This is a genomic window from Nocardioides sp. NPDC127514, from assembly GCF_040302125.1.
Taxonomy (GTDB): domain Bacteria; phylum Actinomycetota; class Actinomycetes; order Propionibacteriales; family Nocardioidaceae; genus Nocardioides.
On record NZ_JBEORF010000009.1, the window covers coordinates 120036 to 139204 of the forward strand.

Below are 19169 nucleotides of genomic sequence, written 5' to 3' on the forward strand. Positions count from 1 at the left end.
GAGGCTCCTCAGGAGTTGGGGGTGTGCTGGAGGAAGGCGGGCCACTCGCCGCCGCCATCGACGGCGAGGACGGCGCCGGTGATGTGCGCGGCGAGCGGCGAGGCGAGCAGGAGGCAGGCGTCGCCGACCTCCTCGGGGGTCGCGAAGACGCCGCGCGGGATGGTCGCGGCCACCGCGGCGCGCTGCTCCGGGCTGCCGTAGTGGTCCTCGGACCCCGGCGTGGCGACGAGCCCGCAGGAGATGGCGTTGACCCGTACGTCCGGGGCCCACTCGACCGCGATCGACCCGGTCAGGCTCTCGACGGCCGCCTTCGCGGCGCCATAGACCGCAGTCCCGGGACTGGGCCGCCGTGCCGAGATCGAGCTGATGTTGACGACGGAGCCGCGAGAGGCCTTCAACGCCTCGTACGCCGCCTGGCTGACGTAGGCGGTGGCCAGGAAGTTGAGCGCCGAGATCTTCTCGTGGAACCGCGGCGACGCGGTCGCGAAGTCGGCGTAGGGCGCGCCGCCGGCGTTGTTGACCACCACGTCGAGCCGCCCGAGCCGCGAGGTGATCGCTGCGATCCACGCCGCGACCTGCTCCGGATCCCGCACGTCCACCTGGGAGAAGACCGGCTTGCGCCCGTCGATCACCGGAAGCTCAGCCGGAGCAGTCCGGCCGCAGATCTCGACCTCCGCGCCGGCCTCGAGGAACCGCGCGACGATCCCGGCGCCCACGCCGCGCGCGCCACCGGTCACCGCGACCACCTTGCCGCTGAAGTCGATCTCGACTGCCATGTGCGGCAGTCTAGAACGGCTACCAAGCAAATGCTAGGTTGATGATCGCGGTGACCGGATCAGAGGGTCAGGCGTAGCGCCTCAGACGCAGTGCACGTCCACCCAGTAGGTGTGGTCTCCACTCATGTGCTTCTTGACCTGGATCGGGACGGTGACCGAGCCGTTCGCGTCGGGCAGGAAGGTCTGCCCGGCGTAGTGCACGTCGTCGATCTCGCAGCCGACCTGGTCGGTCACGGTGATCTTGTGCAGACCCGCCTCAGCGGCCTCGACGTGCGCCTCGTGGAACGCGAGGACCGCCGGGTTGTACTCGGAGTACTTCACGTTGTGAGCACCCAGGGTGTCGGTCCACTCGGCAGCCAGACCGTCGATGAACGGTCCACCGTGGCGCGAGAACCGGGTGTCGATCTCGACGATCGCCCGTGCCTTGACCTTGAAGTTGTCGGTCTTGCTGTCGGACGGGACGAAACCGTGCCGGTTGCCCGGAGCGGTCGGGTCGAGCGCGTCGTACGGCGTCAGCCAGACCTTGTACTCGCCACCGTTGTTCGGGGTGTCGAGGTAGGGGAACAGCTGCACGGTGATGCCACCGTCCTCGGCGTCGGTGCCGGTCGCGTGAGCGCAGGCACCACTCGGCGCGACACTGACGAAGCGCCCGCTGTCGTCGACCTCGACCAGACGGCACTCGACGGCGTCAGTGGAGAGCAGCGTCTTGCCGGAGGGATCGGTCACCTGGAAGGCGTAGATCCCGGCAGGCAGGCCGGCTGCGTCATCGGGAGCGTTGATGCCAGGACCGCCGTTGAGATAGACGTCCTGCTTGGCGGCGTAGTGGTTCAGGTTGACGGGCGCGCCGGTTACGTCGGTGGTGAAGATCGCGCCGGAGAGCTGCAACAACGGTGCAGACGAGGCCGGCATCGACCAGAGCGCCGCCGCGGCGACCCCCGCCGCGACCGCACAGACGAGCTTTCGGATCATGGGTTTCCCCCTCGGATAGATCGGACCTCGAGTCTTTGACGCGCCTCGGTAAAGGCCGCCGTCCAGCACCCGGGTATCACCCGAACCGGGTAGGCGCACGGACTGTGTGATGGGACACCTCGGCACCACCCCCGGGAATACCGGAGAGTCCCTCCGTCTTGCGTCAGGAGTGGATCGAGGCCACCGGCCTCGGCAGACCTGAGAGGACCTTCTTGTGACCACGACCGCCGTCGACACCTTCACGGACGTGATCCGCTCGCGCCGTTCCGCGCGAGCCTTCCTGCCCGACCCGGTGCCCGCCGACGACATCCGCGGTGTGCTCGAGGACGCCCAGCGCGCTCCGTCGCACAGCAACACCCAGCCGTGGGAGGTCCACGTCTTCTCCGGTGAGGCCCGCGAGCGTCTCAGCGAGGCGATGCTCAAGGCGTTCGAGGCCGGCCAGATGAGCCCCGACTTCACCACGACGTACGGTGACGACGACAGCGTCCACGTCCAGCGTTCCCACCAGACCGGGGCCGTCCTCTACGGCGCCCTGGGCATCGCCCGTGAGGACGCCGAGGGCCGCACCAAGGCCGTCGCCGAGAACCTCCGCTTCTACGGCGCTCCGCACGTGGCCCTGCTCTTCGTGCCTGAGCTCGGCGATGTCGTACGCGCTGCCAACGACGTCGGTATGTACGCCCAGAACTTCCTGCTCTCCCTCACCGCCCGCGGCTACCACGGCGTACCCCAGGGCATGCACGGCCTCTTCGCCGACACCGTCCGCACCCACCTCGGCCTGCCCGCCGACCTCAAGCTGCTCTACGGCATCTCGTTCGGCACCGCCGACCCCGACGCCGCGGTCAACCGGCTCGACGTCGGCCGGGCCCCGCTCGACGAGCACATCGTGCTGCACGACACCTCGCTCTGAGCCGCCGCGACGAGCTGTAACACGTGTGGCGCGCCCGCTCAGCCGGCAGCCGCCCCGCGGATCTCCGCCACAGACGTACGCTGCGCCCGACCCGCCGCGAAGAGGCTGAGCGCCACCGCGAGCAGGAGCCAGAGGACCAGGCCGCCGACCGGAGCGCCGACCGCGGCACCGCTCTGCGCGACGGCGACACCGCGGAGCGCCTCGGCGGCGAGCGGGACCGGCAGGATGCCGGCGAGCGCACCGAACGGCGCGGACGCGGTGGCGACCGGCAGCAGCCCGCCGAGGGAGACCAGCTGCAGGGCGAGGAAGCCGAGCGAGATCAGCCAGCCACGGCGCTGGCCGGCGAGCGCGACGACGGCCTGGTGGACCGCGACGAACACCGACGCGGCGAGCACCGCGATCCCGACCGTGGCGAACGGCCGCGCGAGATCGGCGCCGAGAAGCGCAGCGGCAGCCACGAGGAGCACCGCCTGCGCCAGCCCGACGAGAGCCGCCGGCCACAGACCGGAGAAGGTCAGCCGCCGCGCCGTGAGTGCCTCCCGCAGCCGCCCGGCGGGGAAGGCCGGACGGAGCAGGTAGATCGCGAGCGCACCGAGCCACAGCGCCAGCGCGATCACCGCCGGCGCCAGCCGGGTCGCCCCCGAGGTGGAGGTCTCGGAAGCGACCGCGACCTGCACCGGGTCGGCCACGACCTCGGCCTGCTTCTCGCCGGGAACCGCGATCTGCGAGGCACCGTCGTCGAGCCCCGAGGCGAGCGAGTCGGCGCCCTCGGTCAGCGAGGACGTACCGGAGGCCAGCGAGTCGGCGCCGGAGGCCAGCGAGGCCGACCCGCTCTCGAGCTGCTTGGTCCCGGAGGCGAGCTGATCGGCCCCTGAGGCCAGTGCGGTGGCGCCGTCGTTGGTCTTGCCGAGACCGGACTCGAGCTCACGCGCCCCCTTGGCGAGGCGGGCGTTGGCGTCGGCGACCTGGGACGCCCCGGACGCGACCTTCCCGGCGCCGTCCGCCGCCGACGAGATCCCTCCGCTCAGCTCAGGAGCCGCCTGCGACAGAGCAGATGCCCCCGAGGCGACCTGCTCCGCGCCTGCGGCGAGCTGGTCGGCCTGCCCGCCACCGGAGCCGACCGCTGCGGCGGTCGCGCCGCAGAGCTGTGGCTTGGAGGCCGCGAGCAGCGGGTCGCTCGCGCACGCCTGCGCCCATCCCTTGGCGAGCTGGGTGTAGCCGGCCACTCCCTCCGACACCTGTGAGGCACCGGCGGCGAGCGACGAGGTCTGCGACGGGAGCCCTGCGGTCGACCTCTCGAGCCGGTTCAGCCCGCCACTGAGCTCGTCGGCTCCGGCAGCCAGCGAGGAGGCGCCCTTCGACGCCTTGCCCGCTCCCCCGGCCAGCGATCCGGCACCCGACTCCAGCCGCGCGGTCCCGCCGGCGAGCGTGTCGAGCCCGCCTGCGACCTGCGAGGCGCCGTCGGCAGCCCCGGACGCACCCGAGCTGAGCGACCGAGCGCCGTCGGCGACCTTCCCGGCCCCCGAGTCGGCGGCAGCGGTGCCGTCGGCGAGCCGATCGGCACCATCGGCGGCGTCGGTCAGGCTGGTCTTGAGCTTCCCGGCCTCGTCCCGGACCCCATCGAGGTAGGTCGTCGTGACCGTACGTCCCAGGGTCGACGCCGACTGCCGCGCGACCTGCCGGGCGATCTCGGCGGTCACCTCGCTGGAGGCGTCGGACGCCTCCACGCTGACCCGGCCGGCGCTCGGGTCGCTCCCCTGCACGCCGGACAGCGTCTTGGACAGGTCCTTGGGGATCGTGATCACCGCCGCGTACGTCCCGTCCGCGTAACCCTCCCGCGCATCCGCTGCATCGGTGAGCTCCCAGCCGAGCGTGGGGCTCGCGGACGAGCCCGAGGAGGAGACGAGGTCCGCGGCCAGCGCCCGGCCGGCGTAGACCGTCTGCTTGTCCTTCCCGCTCCCCGTCGTCACCGGCTCGTCGAGGTTGACCACCGCGGCGGGCACCTTGTCGAGGTTCTCGGTGCGGTCGCTGAGCGCGACGAGCGCGAGCGCCGTCACGACGACCGGCAGCAGGATCGCGGCCGCCACCAGGCGGCGGCCCGACCACCATGATTTCGTACGTTTCATCGGACTGTCTCCAGGTCGGCGACCGAAGCCGCAGGGTCGGTGAGCTCAGGATCGGGTGAGGTGCGTGCGGGCGCGGCATGCGCGAGCGCGTCCGCGACCTGCGTCACCGCGGGCAACGACGGCATCCCGAGCAGGACCGTCGTGCCCCGCGAGGTCAGCGCGGAGAGTGCCGCGAGCTGCCCGCTGTCGAGCGAGGTCGGGCTGTCGATGGCGACCAGCGCCGGCACGCGCCGGGCACCCACGAGCCGGAGCGCCTCCGCGACGTCGCTGACGAGTGCGGCCCGGGCGCGTACCGCCCCCGCCTCCTCCGGCAGCAGCCGGTCGAGCACCACCAGCTGTCCGGAGAAGCCCAGCCGCCCGGTGAGGGCAGCGAGCGCGGCGGATCGCGCGATCGGGTCGGTCCCATGGACGATCCCCAGCCCTCCCGGCCGCAGGTGAAGATCGAGCGGCGCGAGCGCCTCCTGCACCTCGACCTGCCGCGCCCGGACCGCGACCTCACCGTTCGAGGCGACGTAGTCGGCGTGCTCGAGGTGGTGGATGAGCGCCTCCCCCTCGATGTCGAGGACGGGCATCCGCCGGTCCAGCCAGCCCGGCAGCCACCAGGCACCCCGACCGAGCAGGGCGAGCACCGCCGGCACCAGCGTCATCCGCACGAGGAACGCGTCCACGAGCACGCCCACGGCCAGCCCGAGCGCCATCGGCTTCACGATCGGGTCGCCGTTGGGAACGAAGGCGGCGAAGACTCCGATCATGATGAGAGCCGCGGCGGTGACCACGCGGGCGCTGGCGGCGAACCCGGTGTCGACCGACCGCCTCGCATCGCCGGTGTGGACGAAGTCCTCCCGCATCCGGGAGACCAGGAACACCTCGTAGTCCATCGCGAGCCCGAAGAGCACGCCCATCAGGATGATCGGGAAGAACGCGATCACGGGGCCGACCTTGGCGACGTTGAACAGGTCGGCGCCCCAGCCCCACTCGAAGACCGCGGCGACCACCCCGAACGAGGCCGCCACCGACAGCACGTAGCCCAGCGTCGCCTTCAGCGGGACCGCGATCGAGCGGAACACGATCGTCAGCAGGATCAGCGACAGCCCGACCACGACCGCCCCGAACGGCAGGATCGCTCCGGAGAGACGAGCGCTGACGTCGATCGCGACCGCGGTCTGCCCGGTGACCATGACGTCCTCGATCCCGAACCGCTTCTCCAAGTCCGCCGAGTCCGCGCGGATCTCCTTGACCAGGGCCGCCGTCTCCGGCGAGCTCTTCTCGGTGGTCGGGTAGATCACCACGAGCCCGAGGTCGGCGGTCCGGTTCGGTGTCGCCAGCGCGACCTTCTGGATCCCGTCGTAGGCGCCCAGCGCCTTGCCCAGAGAGTCCATCACCCCGATCGGGTCGGTGGTGTCGATGATGTCCGCGGTCACGAACAGCGGCGCGTTGTAGCCGGGCCCGAAGTCACGGCTGATCAGGTCGTACGTCTCCCGCGGAGCCGTCCCCGGCTCGGCACTGCCGTTGTCGTTGAGCCCCAGCGCCAGGTCGCGCGCCGGGATCGCCAGGACGGCGATGATCAACAGCGAGACCACGACTGTCAACACGGGCACCCTTGTCACCAGCCGCACCCAGCGTGCTCCGAGAGTGGTGGCGTGAGGCCGCCCCTCCGCGACAGCCTCACGCCGGTGGGCCCGAGACCCAGGCTTCGGACGCAACCGCTCGCCCGCGAGAGCGAGGAGCGCCGGCACGGCGGTGAGCGCGACAAGCACTGCGACCAGGACGGCGGACGCCGCTGCGTACCCCATCACCGCCAGGAACGGGATGCCTGCGACGACGAGGCCGCACAGCGCGATGATGACCGTGACCCCCGCGAAGATGACCGCGCTACCGGCGGTGGCGACCGCCCGGGCGATCGACTCCTCCACCCCGAGACCGGTGGCGAGCTGGCTGCGGTGCCGGGCGATCACGAAGAGCGCGTAGTCGATCCCGACGGCGAGCCCGATCATCAGTGCGAGGGTCGGGGTGGTGGCCGAGATCGTGGTGGCCGCGGCGACCGAGAAGATCCCCGCCATCGCGATCGCCACCCCGAGCAGCGCGGTCAGGATCGGCAGGCCGGCGGCCAGCAGCGACCCGAACGTGATCGCCAGCACCAGCAGGGCGATGAGGATCCCGATCCCCTCGGTCGCGCTGACGTGCACCCCGGTGACGGAGTACGCATCCCCGCCCACGTGGAGCTCCAGCGAAGACCCCTCGGGCAGCTCCGCAGCGTCTTCCAGATCCGAGGTCACACCCTCGGGGAGCTCGTCGAGACCGAGGTCGAACTGCACCGTCGCGAGCGCGTCCCGGCCGTTGTCGCTGACCGTCCTGCTGTCCTTCGCGAGCGGGTCGGTGACGGTCGCCACGTGGTCGACCTTCTCGACCGCGTCGAGCACCGCCCGGATCTCCTTGCCGTGGTCGACGATCTTCTCCCCCTCGGGAGCGACGAAGACCAGCTGGGCGGAGGTCCCGGAGACCTCGGGGAAGCGCTGCGTGAGCGCATCCAGGCCCTGCTGGGACTCGGTGCCGGGGATCGTGAAGTCGTTCTGCAGCTTGCCGCCGAGCGAGACGGTCAGCGCACCCAGGAGCACCGCGAGCAGGAGCCAGAGCGCCAGCACGGTCTTGGCATGGCGGGCGACCTGTCGGCCGAGTCGGTAGAGGTAGGAGGACACGTTCAATACACTAACGCATTCAATACAAAAGTGTATCGTCGGCGTATGTGAGGATTGCTACATGACCGAGGTGAAGGCCCCCAGGCGACGTACGAACACCCGCGCCCGGCTGCTGTCCGCGGCCGTCGACGTCTTCGTCGAGCGCGGGGCGCGCCGGGTCACCGTCGACGACCTGGTCAGCGCGGCCGGCTACACGCGCGGAGCGTTCTACTCCAACTTCGGCAGCGTCGAGGAGGTGCTGCTCGAGGCGTTCAAGGAGGAGTCGGAGAGGCTGATCGAGGCCGTACGCACCGCCGTCGGCGAGCACAGCGACGCCGACTCGAGCGGATCGCTGATCGGCGCGGCCTTCGACGCGATCCGCCCGCTCCAGGACCGCTGGTTCGTGCTGCAGAGCGAGGTGGTGCTGCAGAGCCTGCGCGACGCCGACGCTCGAGAGATCAGCTCGGCGACGTTCACGGCGCTCAGCGAGCAGCTCGTCGAGGTCGTCGACCTCGCCCTGGACCGCCTCGACCGCACCTCCACGATGCCGACCGATCTCCTCGCCCAGACGCTGATGGGCGTGTTCCTCCACAGCGTCACGATGCGTACGATCCGCCACGACGACCCGCGGGCGGACCGGCTCCTCGAAGACGCGCTGCCCCAGATCATCGATGGGCTGTCGATCCCGAGGCCCTCCGCCTAGGCTGAGGCCGATCCCACGTCTCGGGTCGACTCTCAGGGGGTTTGTCACTATGGGCGCACCAACATGGGTGTGGCTGGTCACCGTCGTCGCGATCGTCGGGCTGCTCGGTTTCGACTACGTCTTCCACGTACGCAAGGCCCACACCCCCACGCTGAAGGAGTCGGCCATCTGGTCGGCGATCTACGTCGCGATCGCGCTGCTGTTCGGCGTGGGCGTGCTGATCTTCGGCGGCGGCACGATGGGCGGGGAGTACTTCGCCGGCTACATCACCGAGAAGGCGCTCTCGGTCGACAACCTGTTCGTCTTCCTGATCATCATGACGAGCTTCCGGGTGCCCCGTGAGGACCAGCAGAAGGTGCTCCTCTTCGGGATCACGTTCTCGCTGATCGCCCGCACCGCGTTCATCTTCGTGGGCGCCGCGCTGATCAACACCTTCGCCTGGGTGTTCTACCTGTTCGGGCTGATCCTGCTGATGACGGCCGGCAACATGCTGAAGCCCGACGGCCACTCCGACGGGGAGAACGTCGTCGTACGCCTGGCCCGGCGGCTGTTCCACGTCAGCGAGCACTACGACGGCGACAAGCTCTTCACGGTGGAGGACGGCAAGCGCATCCTGACGCCGATGCTGCTGGTGATGGTGGCCATCGGCGGCACCGACATCCTCTTCGCCCTCGACTCGATCCCGGCGATCTTCGGCCTCACCCAGAACGTCTACCTCGTCTTCACCGCGACCGCGTTCTCGCTGCTGGGTCTGCGCCAGCTCTACTTCCTGCTCGACGGGCTCCTCGACCGGCTCATCTTCCTGTCCTACGGCCTGGCCGCGATCCTCGCCTTCATCGGCGTGAAGCTGATCCTGCACGCGCTCCACGAGAACAACATCCCGTTCGTCAACGACGGCGAGCCCGTGCACGTGGCCGAGATCAGCACTGGCCTCTCCCTGAGCGTCATCCTCGGCGTACTCGTCGTCACCATCGTCGCCTCGCTCTTCAGCAAGCGCGGCCGCGCGAAGAACGCCATCGCCAACGCCCGCAGGCACGCCGCCGCCTACCTCGACTCCGAGTACACCGCCGACCCGGCCGAGCGCGAGCGCATCCACAACGCCCTCCTCGCCGAGCGCGACCTCATCGTCTCCCTCGGCCCGAAGTACCTGCAGATCGCCCGCGAGGAGACCCCGCTCATGGAGCTCCTCGAAGCCGCCCTTGCCAGCCACAACGCCGCCGTCGAGCGCGGCGAGGCCACCCCAGCAGGGCCGCCGAAGATCCTGCGCAGCGAATGAGCCCCGGTTCGACTTCTAGCAGCAGACGACCTGCTGCACCTTGAACAGGCTGTCTTCCTGGCGCTGCATGTTGACGTAGCCCTGATCCACCCAGACCACCCGGAAGAGCCCGTCCCCGAGGTCCTCGACCCGCCGCTCGCCGTCGGCGTCGAGGTCGTCGAGGATGTGGTAGTAGAAGCCGTCGCCGCCGTTGGCGTCATCGGTACAGTCCCAGCCAGCCGGGTCGTCGAGGTCGGGCATGTAGAGGCCCGCGGCCTCGCAGTCACCGGCCTGGAGGGCATCGACGAACCGGACGGCCGCGGTCTCCGCGCCGCTGACCGGCTGCCCCGCCGTAGTCTCCGCGCCGCTGGCCGGCTCTTCGGCCGGACCGCGCGCCACGAACCAGGTCGCGGCGCCGCCCAGCACCAAGGCGGTGACGACGGCGGCCCCGACGAGGACGGCGTTGCGCCGGCCGCGCGCGGGCGGCTGCGGTTGCGGCTGCGGCGTTGCGGACGGTGAACGGAGCACGGTCTGCGCGTCCGAAGGTGGAGGTACGGCGACCGCCCGCCCCTCGGCCGCGGCGGTGAGTGCTGCGGCGAAGCTCCCCGCGTCCGGCCAGCGGTCCTCGGCCCTCGGCTCCAGGGCCCGCATGATCACCGCCGACACCGTGGCCGGCACGGGCGCGACCGTGCCGAGCTCGGGAACGCGGGAGACGACCGTCAGCGCCGGCGCTGGTGAGCGGCCCGCGAACATCGCCCAGGCGACCGCACCAAGGCTGCGTACGTCGGCACGATGGTCGATCGGCAGTGACTCGTCGAACTGCTCGGGCGCCATGTAGGCGGGCGTCCCGATCTGCCTCGTCACCTCCGAGTGCTGGTCGAGCGCGCGGGCCACGCCGAGGTCGGCGACCATCGCGCGCAGCCGACCGTCGGACCCGCCGGTGAGCAGGATGTTGGCCGGCTTCACGTCGCGGTGGATGACCGAGCGCACGTGCAGCGCGTCGAGGCCGGCCGCGGCCTGTGCCACCAGGTCGGCCACCAGCTGTGGCGGCATCCCCTGAGGGTGCTGGGTGATCAGCTCCGCGACGCTGCCCGCGTCGGCGTACGCCATCACGAAGTAGGGCGCTCCCTCCGGCGTCTCGCCGATGTCGTGGACCGAGACGACGTGGGGCGAGTCGACCGACCGGAGGAAGCGCGCCTCCTGCAGGAACCGCTCCCGGATGTCGGCCGCCTGCGTCCATTGGGCGCTGAGCACCTTCACAGCGACAGGCGAGTCGAGGTCCGGGTCGTGGTAGAGCCACACCTCGGCGAATCCGCCGGAGCCGAGCGGCTTGACCTGGCGCAGGCGCCCGAGGATCTGAGGAAGGGTCACCGGCACATTATGAGGCCGCGTCAGAGCTCTTCCGGCGGTGCCATGCGGTAGACGAACTCGCCGAGGCCCGACTGCGAGATCGCAAAGATGGTGCCGGCGAGGCCCTCTTGAGTCGCGGCCATGCTCAAGTCGCCCAGACGGACCGCCTCGAACCCGGCATCGTGACTGAGCCGGCTGACGACGTCGTCGGCCTGGTCATCGCCGGACCACAGGTTGCTCGGTCGTACGCGAGCGCTGGCGACCCGGCCGAAGAGCGACGCGAAGTTGGTGCTGAACGCCTTGGCCGTGGCGCCGCCGGTGACCGACTTGACGTACTCGGCGTTGGAGGAGAACCCGGCCGGAGGCAGGGCGCCGCCGTAGAGGTTGGTGGCGTCGAGCACGGTCTTGCCCTCGAGCCCGGTCACCGATGACAGTGCTGCCTCTACCGCGGCTCCTGGGACCGCGAGCAGCACAGCTTCAGAGCCGCTGGCGTCACCGCCGTCTCGACCCAGCCTGAGCACGCGGTGGCCTGCGCGCTCCCACAGATCGGCCAGTCCGCCGCCGATGTTGCCGCGCCCGATCACTGTGATGTTCATGCCGACCACGACCTCTCCTGGTGCTCGACGACGCGAAGGGCGCCGGAGGGGCAGCGCCCGATCACCTCTCGCAGGGTCTGAGCGGCTCCCTCCGAACCGGCGTGCGTGGGGTCGATCCACGGCCGAGCGGAAGGATCGAAGACGGCGGGCATCCCCCGTACGCACTCGGCCGCGTGCTCACACACATCACCGTCGAAGGAGACGTCGACCACGGGCCTGGTGTAGGTCTTGCGCGCCATGGTCAGTCCTTCGCCGTCGACGGGGGCACTCGCTTGACGAGCGCGACGTACTCACGGTGGTTCCCGATCCAGCCCTTGATGAAGGGGCACAGCGGCATCACCTTGCGCTCGCTGCTGTCGCGGACGTCGTCGAGCGCGAACCTGGCGATCGCGGAGCCGACGCCCTTCCCCTCGTACGCCGGGTCGACCTCGGTGTGGGTGAACACGATCAGGTCAGTGGCGAGGATGTACTCCGCGAACCCCACCACGGTTCCGTCCACACGCGCTTCGTAGCGCAGACGCTCCGGGGCGTGTGTCACCTCGATGTCGATGTCTGTCATCACTCGTCCTTGCTCGATCCAGCGTATTTGTTTGTGCGCACAAATAACCTACCTGAGCAGACAAGGATGTCCGGGCAGAATCCGATGATCAGCGACCGCGGCGGCGAACCGGCGGTCCGGCCTCAGCCTGAGCGATCGCCGCGAGAGCGTCGGCGAACGCCACCAGATCGACGCTCTGGAGATGATCCATCACGTGGCGCCGGACGCTCTCCAGGTGCACCGGCCACGCCTTCTTCAGACACGTCAGTCCGGCCGGGGTCAACCGCGCCAGCTGGCCGCGACCGTCGGCCGCCGAACGGACCCGCTCAACCAGTCCCGTCCGCTCCAACCGCTCGACGACGCGGGTCAGCCCGCTGACCGAGATCGCCACGTAGTTGGCGAGCTCGCTCATGCGCAACGAGCGCTCGGGCGCCTCGGACAGGTTCATCAGCACGGTGTACTCCGTGAGACTCAGGCCCTCCGACTGCATGAGATCGGAGTCGAGCACCCGCGGAATCACCACGACTGCCCGCCCCAGCGCACGCCAGGCAGTCTCCTCCTCGGGCGACAGCGGGCGTACCTCCCCAGCTGTTGTACGCCGACCGTCCATACCAACGAGGCTAGCGGGTAGTTGCTTGACGTAATAACGATCCGGGCGGCCGAAGCCACCCAGGGCTCAGGCGGCGTGGCGGCTACGGAAGGAGGTCGGCGAGGTCCCGTGGAGACGCTTGAAGGCCGCGCTGAGGGCGAACGGGTTGGCGTACCCGACGCGGGCGGCGATCGCCGACAGAGTCAGATCCGTGCCGATCAGCAGGTCCGCGGCCAAGGCGAGACGCCACCGGGTCAGGTACGCCAACGGCGGCTCACCGACCTGCTCGGTGAAGCGTCGCGCCAGAGCGGCTCGCGAGAGACCGACCTGCTCACCGAGGCCGGCGACCGTCCAGGGCAGCTGCGGGTGCTGTTCCATCGCCCGCAGCACCGCGGCCACCGCGTCATCAGCCGGAAGGGCCGGGGAGGCCGCGAGCACCTCGCGCACGGCCTTGACCACGAGTACGTCCAACAGTCGGTCGAGCAGGGCCGCCTGGCCCGCCTCCTCACGCACCAGCTCTGCGGCCAAGAGGTCGACAACGGCAGTGTCGAAACCGCGCAGCACCACGCTGGTCGGCAGCCGGGACAGCAGCAGCGAGCCCACCGACGTCTCGCGCTCATAGGTCCCGATGAGCATCACGGTCGCCTCCTGCGAACGACTGTTCCCCCAGGTGCGTACGCCCAGTGCCAGCTCCTCCGCCAGCAGGGCCCCGCTCGGGTCGACACAGACCTGACCGGGGAGGATCCGGATGTCGGCGGGGCGATCGGCCGAGTCGGCGATGACATAGGTCGCGGGCCCGCGGCACACGATCACGTCCCCTGCCGCCACGTCCTGCGGTCCCTCGCAGCCGGTGAAGACCGCCTTGCCTCGTGCGATCGCAATGACCGTGAGCGGCACCTCGTCCTCGGCGGTGATCGACCACTCGCCGGCGAACACCGCCTTCAGCAGGAAGGCGGCCTGGGCACGCGGACCGTCCATGAGCAGATCCAGTGACGACATGGTGAGACGATAGCGCATGCTCCCTGGAGCCAGACGTATTCCATCGTCGCTCGCCGCAAGCCAGATTAGAGGCATGACAACTCTCATCACCGGCGCCACCGGCAAGACCGGCCAGCGCGTCGCCAGCCGCCTCCACACCCTCGACCACGACGTACGTGCCGTCACCCGCCACTCGGCACCCCGGTTCGACTGGCACGACCAGACCACCTGGGCCGAGGCCGTCGACGGCTGCGCGTCGGCCTACCTGACGTTCCAGCCCGATCTCGGCCTGCCGGGTGCCGACGAGATCATCGGTGCGTTCGCCGCCCAGGCGGTCGCCGCCGGCTGCGGACGGCTCGTGCTGCTCTCCGGCCGCGGGGAGGAGGGTGCCCAGCGAGCCGAGCAGGCCATGATGGCCTCGGGCGCCGAGTGGACGATCCTGCGTTCGGCCTTCTTCCTGCAGAACTTCACCGAAGGTGCGTTCGCGGACGAGCTCGCGGCCGGTTCGCTCACGATGGTCGAGCACAACGTGGCCGAGCCCTTCGTCGACGCCGACGACATCGCCGACGTCGCCGTTGCAACCCTCCTCGACAAGAGCTACGTCGGCCGCGTCCTGGAGCTCACCGGGCCGCAGCTGCTCACCTTCGAGGAGGCCGCGCACGCCATCGGCGGACCGACCGTCGCCTACCGGCCCGTCCCTACCGAGGACTACATCGCGGTCCTGACCGAGGCCGGGTTGCCGGCCGCAGACGCGGCCGGTCTGGCGTACCTCTTCGAGGAGGTTCTCGACGGACGCAACGCGTACGTGACCAGCGACGTCGAGACTGTCCTGGGCCGCGCGGCTCGGAGCATCGATGAGCTCGGCCGGGGTGAGCAGTCATGAGCGAGGTCGTACTCACCGGCGCAAGGCTGCTCAACGGCGTCACCGCCGGCATCTACATCGCCTTCCTGGTCGCCTTCATGCCGGCGCTGCACGGCCAACCGGACGAGGTCTACGCACGGGTCATGAACCGGCTCAACGTGGTCATCGTCAACCCGGTGTTCCTGGCCTTCTTCCTGGGCGCCCCGCTCCTGGCCCTGGTCCTCCTCGGCTGGCACCGGACCCCGATCTCCATCAGCGCCGCCGTCCTGGCCGTCGCCGCCGTCGTCATCACGTTCGCGGCGAACCTGCCGCTCAACGACGCCCTGGCCAACGGCGGCGCCGTGTCCTCGTTCGAGAAGCCGTGGCTGGTCTTCCACACCCTCCGAACCCTCACCGCGACAGGTGCCTTCGTCCTGCTCAGCCTGCCCGCGACGGTCATCCGGTAGAGGCCCGCGGCCTCACAGCATGCCGGTGAGAACGCCGCCGTCGGCGCGGACGGCGGCGCCGTTGGTGGCGGACGACAGCGGGCTCGCCAGGTAGACGGCAAGGTTCGCGATCTCGTCCGGCTCGATGAAGCGCTGCAGCAGCGACGTCGTGTTGCCCGAGGCGATGGCGCTCTTCAGCTGCTCTGCCGGCATCCCCTGGCCCTGGGCGATGCTCTCGATGGCCGCCGCGACGCCGTCGGAGTATGTCGGCCCACCGAGGATCGTGTTGACCGTGACATTCGTGCCACGAGTGAGCTTGGCCAGGCCGTTGCCCAGGGCCAGGGCCCCGGCCTTGGTCACTCCGTAGTGCGTCATGTCGGCAGGGACGTTCACCCCCGACTCGCTGCTGACGAAGATGATCCTTCCCCAACCCGCGGCCAGCATCGCGGGCAGCGCATGCCGCGACAAGCGGACCGCGCTCATGAGGTTGACCTCGAGGTAGCGCTGCCAGTCGTCGTCGGAGATGTCCTCGAAGGCCTTGACCTCGAAGATGCCGACGTTGTTCACCAGGACGTCGACCTCGCCGAGCCTGCCCATCAGCTCGCGCACCTGACCGGGATGAGCGAAGTCGGCGGCGATCCCCGACACGTCAGCGGTCGGGACGAAGGCACGGAGCCTTTCGACGGCATCGTCCACCCGATCGACGGTGCGTCCGTTCAGGACCACGGCCGCACCCTCCGCAGCGAGCGCCCGCGCGACGGCGAAGCCGATGCCCTGCGTCGACCCGCTCACGAAGGCCCTCTTGCCGTTCAGAGCCATGTCCATCTCGTCTCCTTCATCGGCCGACTCCGACCACTTTGACTTGCTCAGGAAAGTCAACTGTAGGCAGATTGACTTGCTTGAGCAAGTCAGTCGATCAGCTTCGCCCCCTTCGGATGCCGTACGCTGCCGCCATGCCCGATCACAGTCCCGCCGACTCGACCGCCCCTCTCACGGGCGAGGACCTGGAGGCATGGGCCGCTCTGGCGACCGTGCTCGAGTGGCTGCCTCCGGCGCTGGACAGCCAGCTCCAGCGCGACGCGGAGCTGACCCACTTCGAGTACGGCATCCTGTACGCCCTCGCGGAGTCGCCCGAGCGCACCCTCCGCATGAGCGTGCTGGCCGGGTACGCCAACAGCACACTGTCGCGGCTCTCACGAGCCGCCACGCGCTTGGAGTCGCGAGGGTGGCTGCGCCGCACCCCCGACCCGGCCGACGGCCGCTACACCCTCGCCATCCTCACCGAGTCCGGCGCGGAGAAGGTCCGCCAGGCCTCACCCGGCCACGTACAGGTCGTCCGCAGGCTCGTGCTCGACCGACTGACGGCGTCGCAGACGCGACAGCTGCGCGAGATCGGCCGCCGGATCATGCAGGGCATCCGCGAGGAGGAAGGGTGGGTGCCCGCGACCGACGCCGGACCGTGACAGGCGCCGCCGGAGCGTTTCTCCAATCCGGGAACTGGACCCTTGGCGGCGGTCTGGGGGCTTGTCCCCACCAGCCAGCAGCGCCCCACCCCTCGTCATCAGCGAAAGAACTGGTCTGGAATGGAGGTACGCCGGCCTACTTGGCTCGCCGCAGCTGGTGGCGGATGAGAAGCACGATCAGGACGAGGGCGACGGCCAGGCCGACAAGGAGCGTGGCAACGACGGCGAGGCCGAGCAGCCATTCGGGCACGGGCGGCGTCAAGGGCGAGAGCTCGGTCATGGCGGGAACGGTAGCGTTTCGATGGGCTCGAGGTTGCGGTAGCGGTTGACCGGCTTGGGGTAGGTGATGTCGACCCACCCAGGCGCGCCACTGTCTTCGTCAACGGCCTCGACAACCCGATCCATCCGACGTCGGTCTACGCCCTCTTGGTTCAGACAGTCGAGACGTACAACGCGACGAACAAGCGCCAAGTCTGAGGACGACCACGGCGACCACTCCGCAGAGGGCCGCTGACGTGCCGCTGAAAGCAAATGTGAAAGCAAGCGCCTCGTCTCGGGGCTCCTTGCGGACATGAAGAAGGCCCCTAACCATGGCTTTCTGCCTGGTCAGGGGCCAATCTCTCAGTTACCCATGTTCTGCGCGCCTGTAGGGAGTCGAACCCCAAACCTTCTGATCCGTAGGCACTTGACGACCATCCGCCGGGGTCCGTTCCACGCTCAGCGTTGCTCTACCAGGGCTACGAAATTCCAGAATCGTCCGGGTTCATCCGGGGACCCTGTTAGCAGAAGTGTTAGCCACCTCCCCCACATGCTGGGAGTCCGTATCGCGGGGGCGGAGCGTTACCCATTCCGGCGTCTGGCCCCCTTGGCGGGGGTCTGGGGGCTTGCCCCCACGCTGCCCAACGTCCTCGAGCTGAGAAGCGTCGCGGGGAGTGTCCCCTCCGGCAGCAGCGCCCACCTCCCCCTCGTCATCAGCCGACTCCCTGGGTCCGTGATCGCCTGGACATCGCCGGCATCACTGGTCTGGCTCGGGCTCTGCGTCGTGAGCACTGGCCGTAGATCGGTCCACTCGGCCTTGGAGAGGAACGATAATCGGGCCGTGAGTATTGAAGGGACGCCTCCCGAGGGCTATATGGAGCCGTGTACGGCGTGGTGTGTTGAGTACGTGGACCCCCGGCAGCCGGGTGAGGGCTCGTTTCAGGTGGGTGCGTTCACGACCGAGGTCGAGGCGCAGAAGCTGCTGGATCGCCTCCAGGCCGAGGGCTTCTTCGCCGAGCTGCGCCTGAACCTGATCGCGGTTCACGCTCGGGTCGAGGACTGGGAATGGGATCGCTGAGGTGAGGCGGAGGCGTCGATCGTGGCGGCTTAGGCGGCGTTGGAGAGTGAGCGCTTGGTCTACGGACTGGGCGCTTTTCTTCATTTGCGCGGCACGTAGGGGGACCGGCCGCTAGGCCGCACGCCCCCGGAGGCCGCGCACGCGGCCGAAGGCCGCCTTGAGTCAGTAGAGAAAGTTCTCACGGGACGCAAGGACCCAGGCTGCTCCCGGCATCACCGACGAGGAAATCATCCTCTCTGCGAATGCGTCCCAGGTGTCGGATGGAGCCGCTACCGTGAGCCAGCATGGAGCAAGGGGGCACCGATCAGACGAACAGTGGGCGGCGCGGAAGGCCGCTGGACTGGTTGAGCGGCCCAGCCGGCGAGCATCTTGGCCTGTTGGTCAGCGGTGGCGTGTTCCTTCTGATCTCTATCCAGATCCTTGCGGTCGCAGGCTATGACGTGACCACCGCACTCGCGGTCGTACAGGCAGGAGGCGCAGCGAACATCGCACTGGGTACGGCACTTGCCAGCGCCCCGCTTGTTGCGACGTTCGTTCTCGCATACGGCGTCACGCGCTACGTAATCGGCAGTCACGCGGACCCTGATAGGTATTGGCGATGGGCGCCATTCATTTCTGTGGGCGTCCTCTGCACATTCATTGTGCAGTGGACCGTGCTGGCGGTGATAGCTGTATGGATAGCGCTACACCGACTGGGTGTCTATTGGCGCAAGAAGCACCCCCGTCCGTCGGACTCGTCAGCCGAGAGGTCCCCCATGTCTTCAGCGGAGCGGCGGGCGTGGCGGCTCTTTCCGTTGCTCGTGTTCCTTCCGACCCTTGGGACTTCTTGGATGCCTGCCGAGCACTTGAGCATGACAGATGGCACGAGCGTGAATGGATATGTTGTGTCAGCCTCCGGTGGCGAGTTGACAATGGTTCAACTTGAACCCAAGAAGTTCGTCCGCATCGCAGCAGCGTCGGTTAGTAGGCGCCAGGTCTGCGCCAAGTCCTCCAGTTTCTGGTCCGCCTCGGTGGTGGGCTCGCTCAAGGAACCGGTGTACAAGGAGTGTCCGGAGGAGAAGAACTGATGGGCCCCGGTTGCATCAGCGAGCCCGATTGTCTCGATCGCTAGACACGGCAGACTTGTCAGCTTCTCGCACCTGGTGGACATCCTCAAGCGTGACGGCGGAATCCCATATCGCTGGCGCAAAACTCAGCACCATAAGAATGCCCACCACTCCGACGGCCAGGACGAACCCGGGACTACTTGGCCCCGTCAGACTCCAGGCGAGACCGCCAACTCCAACATGAAGAGCAATGGCCACGAAGAGTGATACCAGCCGATCTCCTCGGGTTGGCCTGCCTTTTCCTCGATGGGCACGAGTCAGCCGGTTGGTCCCGGTAAGGGCTTCGATCGGGTCAGCGTCGGCGGCTATGGGCAATTGAGGAGCCTGAATTGGATGAACTCCTTTGAGGTAGTCACGTGTGATCCGGTTTCGCTCTCGATGCAGGAGTAATGCACCAGGAAGGTGGAGGGCCATGAAAGCGGCCGAAGCAAGGGTCACAAGCACCGGATAGCGCCAATTCGAAGCGCTGTCAATTGCCGCTACGGAAAGGCCCAATCCCACCAAGCCCCAAAGCA

At 69.0% G+C, this 19169-nt stretch carries 20 protein-coding genes; 8 read left to right on the top strand and 12 right to left on the bottom strand.

The window, feature by feature from the left end:
- Positions 1–8: 8 nt before the first annotated feature.
- Positions 9–776, bottom strand: a complete 768-nt coding sequence (locus ABTX24_RS09270) for an SDR family oxidoreductase (protein WP_350839060.1) — start codon at positions 774–776, stop codon at positions 9–11.
- Between the two features lie 81 nt (positions 777–857).
- Complete coding sequence (locus ABTX24_RS09275; RefSeq protein WP_160026248.1) at positions 858–1745, bottom strand: hypothetical protein; 888 nt, start codon at positions 1743–1745, stop codon at positions 858–860.
- A 214-nt stretch (positions 1746–1959) separates the two neighbouring features.
- On the opposite strand from ABTX24_RS09275, the gene ABTX24_RS09280 reads away from it, so the two are divergent.
- The gene (locus ABTX24_RS09280; RefSeq protein WP_350839062.1) at positions 1960–2652 is read left to right on the top strand and encodes a nitroreductase; all 693 of its coding nucleotides are present in this window, start codon (positions 1960–1962) and stop codon (positions 2650–2652) included.
- A gap of 38 nt (positions 2653–2690) precedes the next feature.
- Here ABTX24_RS09280 and ABTX24_RS09285 read toward each other — a convergent pair whose 3' ends face one another.
- The gene (locus ABTX24_RS09285; RefSeq protein WP_350839064.1) at positions 2691–4778 is read right to left on the bottom strand and encodes a YhgE/Pip domain-containing protein; all 2088 of its coding nucleotides are present in this window, start codon (positions 4776–4778) and stop codon (positions 2691–2693) included.
- Entirely contained in the window at positions 4775–7474 is a 2700-nt protein-coding gene (locus tag ABTX24_RS09290) for an MMPL family transporter (RefSeq protein ID WP_350839066.1), read from the bottom strand. The genes ABTX24_RS09285 and ABTX24_RS09290 overlap by 4 nt, the downstream gene beginning before the upstream one ends.
- A 61-nt stretch (positions 7475–7535) precedes the next feature.
- On the opposite strand from ABTX24_RS09290, the gene ABTX24_RS09295 reads away from it, so the two are divergent.
- Both ABTX24_RS09295 and ABTX24_RS09300 read left to right on the top strand, forming a co-directional pair.
- A complete protein-coding gene (locus ABTX24_RS09295; RefSeq protein WP_160026244.1) occupies positions 7536–8156 on the top strand; it encodes a TetR/AcrR family transcriptional regulator in 621 nt (206 codons plus the stop codon).
- Between the two features lie 49 nt (positions 8157–8205).
- Positions 8206–9432 carry a TerC family protein gene (locus ABTX24_RS09300; protein ID WP_350839068.1) on the top strand — a complete coding sequence of 409 codons (1227 nt, stop codon included), beginning with the start codon at positions 8206–8208 and terminating at the stop codon, positions 9430–9432.
- A 15-nt stretch (positions 9433–9447) separates the two neighbouring features.
- Here the strand turns inward: ABTX24_RS09300 and ABTX24_RS09305 are convergent, their stop codons facing one another.
- From ABTX24_RS09305 to ABTX24_RS09330, 6 genes are all read right to left on the bottom strand, one after another.
- Positions 9448–10782, bottom strand: coding sequence for a serine/threonine-protein kinase (locus tag ABTX24_RS09305; RefSeq protein WP_350839070.1), 1335 nt, complete (start codon positions 10780–10782; stop codon positions 9448–9450).
- 20 nt (positions 10783–10802) lie between these two features.
- Positions 10803–11357: an NADPH-dependent F420 reductase gene (locus ABTX24_RS09310; RefSeq protein WP_350839072.1), complete on the bottom strand. Its 555-nt coding sequence runs from the start codon at positions 11355–11357 to the stop codon at positions 10803–10805.
- Positions 11354–11596 (bottom strand): (4Fe-4S)-binding protein, encoded by a 243-nt coding sequence (locus ABTX24_RS09315; protein WP_350839074.1) that lies wholly within the window; start codon positions 11594–11596, stop codon positions 11354–11356. The genes ABTX24_RS09310 and ABTX24_RS09315 overlap by 4 nt, the downstream gene beginning before the upstream one ends.
- A gap of 2 nt (positions 11597–11598) precedes the next feature.
- Complete coding sequence (locus tag ABTX24_RS09320; protein ID WP_160026239.1) at positions 11599–11916, bottom strand: GNAT family N-acetyltransferase; 318 nt, start codon at positions 11914–11916, stop codon at positions 11599–11601.
- Positions 11917–12004: 88 nt separating this feature from the next.
- Positions 12005–12505 carry a MarR family winged helix-turn-helix transcriptional regulator gene (locus ABTX24_RS09325; RefSeq protein ID WP_350839076.1) on the bottom strand — a complete coding sequence of 167 codons (501 nt, stop codon included), beginning with the start codon at positions 12503–12505 and terminating at the stop codon, positions 12005–12007.
- A gap of 66 nt (positions 12506–12571) precedes the next feature.
- Positions 12572–13483: an AraC family transcriptional regulator gene (locus ABTX24_RS09330; protein ID WP_350839078.1), complete on the bottom strand. Its 912-nt coding sequence runs from the start codon at positions 13481–13483 to the stop codon at positions 12572–12574.
- A gap of 73 nt (positions 13484–13556) precedes the next feature.
- On the opposite strand from ABTX24_RS09330, the gene ABTX24_RS09335 reads away from it, so the two are divergent.
- Both ABTX24_RS09335 and ABTX24_RS09340 read left to right on the top strand, forming a co-directional pair.
- On the top strand, positions 13557–14345 hold the full coding sequence (locus tag ABTX24_RS09335; RefSeq protein ID WP_350839080.1) for an NAD(P)H-binding protein: 789 nt from the start codon (positions 13557–13559) through the stop codon (positions 14343–14345).
- Positions 14342–14770 carry an anthrone oxygenase family protein gene (locus ABTX24_RS09340; RefSeq protein WP_160026235.1) on the top strand — a complete coding sequence of 143 codons (429 nt, stop codon included), beginning with the start codon at positions 14342–14344 and terminating at the stop codon, positions 14768–14770. Before ABTX24_RS09335 ends, ABTX24_RS09340 begins: the two co-directional genes overlap by 4 nt.
- A 12-nt stretch (positions 14771–14782) precedes the next feature.
- On the opposite strand, the gene ABTX24_RS09345 is transcribed toward ABTX24_RS09340, so the two are convergent.
- Positions 14783–15574, bottom strand: coding sequence for an SDR family NAD(P)-dependent oxidoreductase (locus ABTX24_RS09345; RefSeq protein ID WP_350839082.1), 792 nt, complete (start codon positions 15572–15574; stop codon positions 14783–14785).
- A 128-nt stretch (positions 15575–15702) separates the two neighbouring features.
- Between ABTX24_RS09345 and ABTX24_RS09350 the strand changes: the two genes are divergently transcribed.
- On the top strand, positions 15703–16212 hold the full coding sequence (locus tag ABTX24_RS09350; RefSeq protein WP_160026233.1) for a MarR family winged helix-turn-helix transcriptional regulator: 510 nt from the start codon (positions 15703–15705) through the stop codon (positions 16210–16212).
- A 136-nt stretch (positions 16213–16348) separates the two neighbouring features.
- Here the strand turns inward: ABTX24_RS09350 and ABTX24_RS09355 are convergent, their stop codons facing one another.
- Positions 16349–16492, bottom strand: coding sequence for a hypothetical protein (locus ABTX24_RS09355; RefSeq protein WP_350839084.1), 144 nt, complete (start codon positions 16490–16492; stop codon positions 16349–16351).
- A 921-nt stretch (positions 16493–17413) separates the two neighbouring features.
- Between ABTX24_RS09355 and ABTX24_RS09360 the strand changes: the two genes are divergently transcribed.
- Together ABTX24_RS09360 and ABTX24_RS09365 are read left to right on the top strand one after the other, a co-directional pair.
- Positions 17414–17548 carry a hypothetical protein gene (locus tag ABTX24_RS09360; RefSeq protein WP_350839086.1) on the top strand — a complete coding sequence of 45 codons (135 nt, stop codon included), beginning with the start codon at positions 17414–17416 and terminating at the stop codon, positions 17546–17548.
- Positions 17549–17832: 284 nt separating this feature from the next.
- Positions 17833–18615, top strand: coding sequence for a hypothetical protein (locus ABTX24_RS09365; protein WP_350839088.1), 783 nt, complete (start codon positions 17833–17835; stop codon positions 18613–18615).
- Positions 18616–19169: the final 554 nt, after the last annotated feature.

What these genes read in the sequence shown, in the direction of transcription:
- ABTX24_RS09300 (WP_350839068.1), top strand. Translation starts at nt 8,206, where the DNA reads ATGGGCGCACCAACATGGGTGTGGCTGGTCACCGTCGTCGCGATCGTC.
- ABTX24_RS09350 (WP_160026233.1), top strand. Translation starts at nt 15,703, where the DNA reads ATGCCCGATCACAGTCCCGCCGACTCGACCGCCCCTCTCACGGGCGAG.
- ABTX24_RS09270 (WP_350839060.1), bottom strand. Translation starts at nt 776, where the DNA reads ATGGCAGTCGAGATCGACTTCAGCGGCAAGGTGGTCGCGGTGACCGGT.
- ABTX24_RS09355 (WP_350839084.1), bottom strand. Translation starts at nt 16,492, where the DNA reads ATGACCGAGCTCTCGCCCTTGACGCCGCCCGTGCCCGAATGGCTGCTC.
- ABTX24_RS09335 (WP_350839080.1), top strand. Translation starts at nt 13,557, where the DNA reads ATGACAACTCTCATCACCGGCGCCACCGGCAAGACCGGCCAGCGCGTC.
- ABTX24_RS09275 (WP_160026248.1), bottom strand. Translation starts at nt 1,745, where the DNA reads ATGATCCGAAAGCTCGTCTGTGCGGTCGCGGCGGGGGTCGCCGCGGCG.
- ABTX24_RS09310 (WP_350839072.1), bottom strand. Translation starts at nt 11,357, where the DNA reads ATGAACATCACAGTGATCGGGCGCGGCAACATCGGCGGCGGACTGGCC.
- ABTX24_RS09315 (WP_350839074.1), bottom strand. Translation starts at nt 11,596, where the DNA reads ATGGCGCGCAAGACCTACACCAGGCCCGTGGTCGACGTCTCCTTCGAC.
- ABTX24_RS09330 (WP_350839078.1), bottom strand. Translation starts at nt 13,483, where the DNA reads ATGTCGTCACTGGATCTGCTCATGGACGGTCCGCGTGCCCAGGCCGCC.
- ABTX24_RS09365 (WP_350839088.1), top strand. Translation starts at nt 17,833, where the DNA reads ATGGAGCAAGGGGGCACCGATCAGACGAACAGTGGGCGGCGCGGAAGG.
- ABTX24_RS09325 (WP_350839076.1), bottom strand. Translation starts at nt 12,505, where the DNA reads ATGGACGGTCGGCGTACAACAGCTGGGGAGGTACGCCCGCTGTCGCCC.
- ABTX24_RS09285 (WP_350839064.1), bottom strand. Translation starts at nt 4,778, where the DNA reads ATGAAACGTACGAAATCATGGTGGTCGGGCCGCCGCCTGGTGGCGGCC.
- ABTX24_RS09295 (WP_160026244.1), top strand. Translation starts at nt 7,536, where the DNA reads ATGACCGAGGTGAAGGCCCCCAGGCGACGTACGAACACCCGCGCCCGG.
- ABTX24_RS09320 (WP_160026239.1), bottom strand. Translation starts at nt 11,916, where the DNA reads ATGACAGACATCGACATCGAGGTGACACACGCCCCGGAGCGTCTGCGC.
- ABTX24_RS09340 (WP_160026235.1), top strand. Translation starts at nt 14,342, where the DNA reads ATGAGCGAGGTCGTACTCACCGGCGCAAGGCTGCTCAACGGCGTCACC.
- ABTX24_RS09345 (WP_350839082.1), bottom strand. Translation starts at nt 15,574, where the DNA reads ATGGACATGGCTCTGAACGGCAAGAGGGCCTTCGTGAGCGGGTCGACG.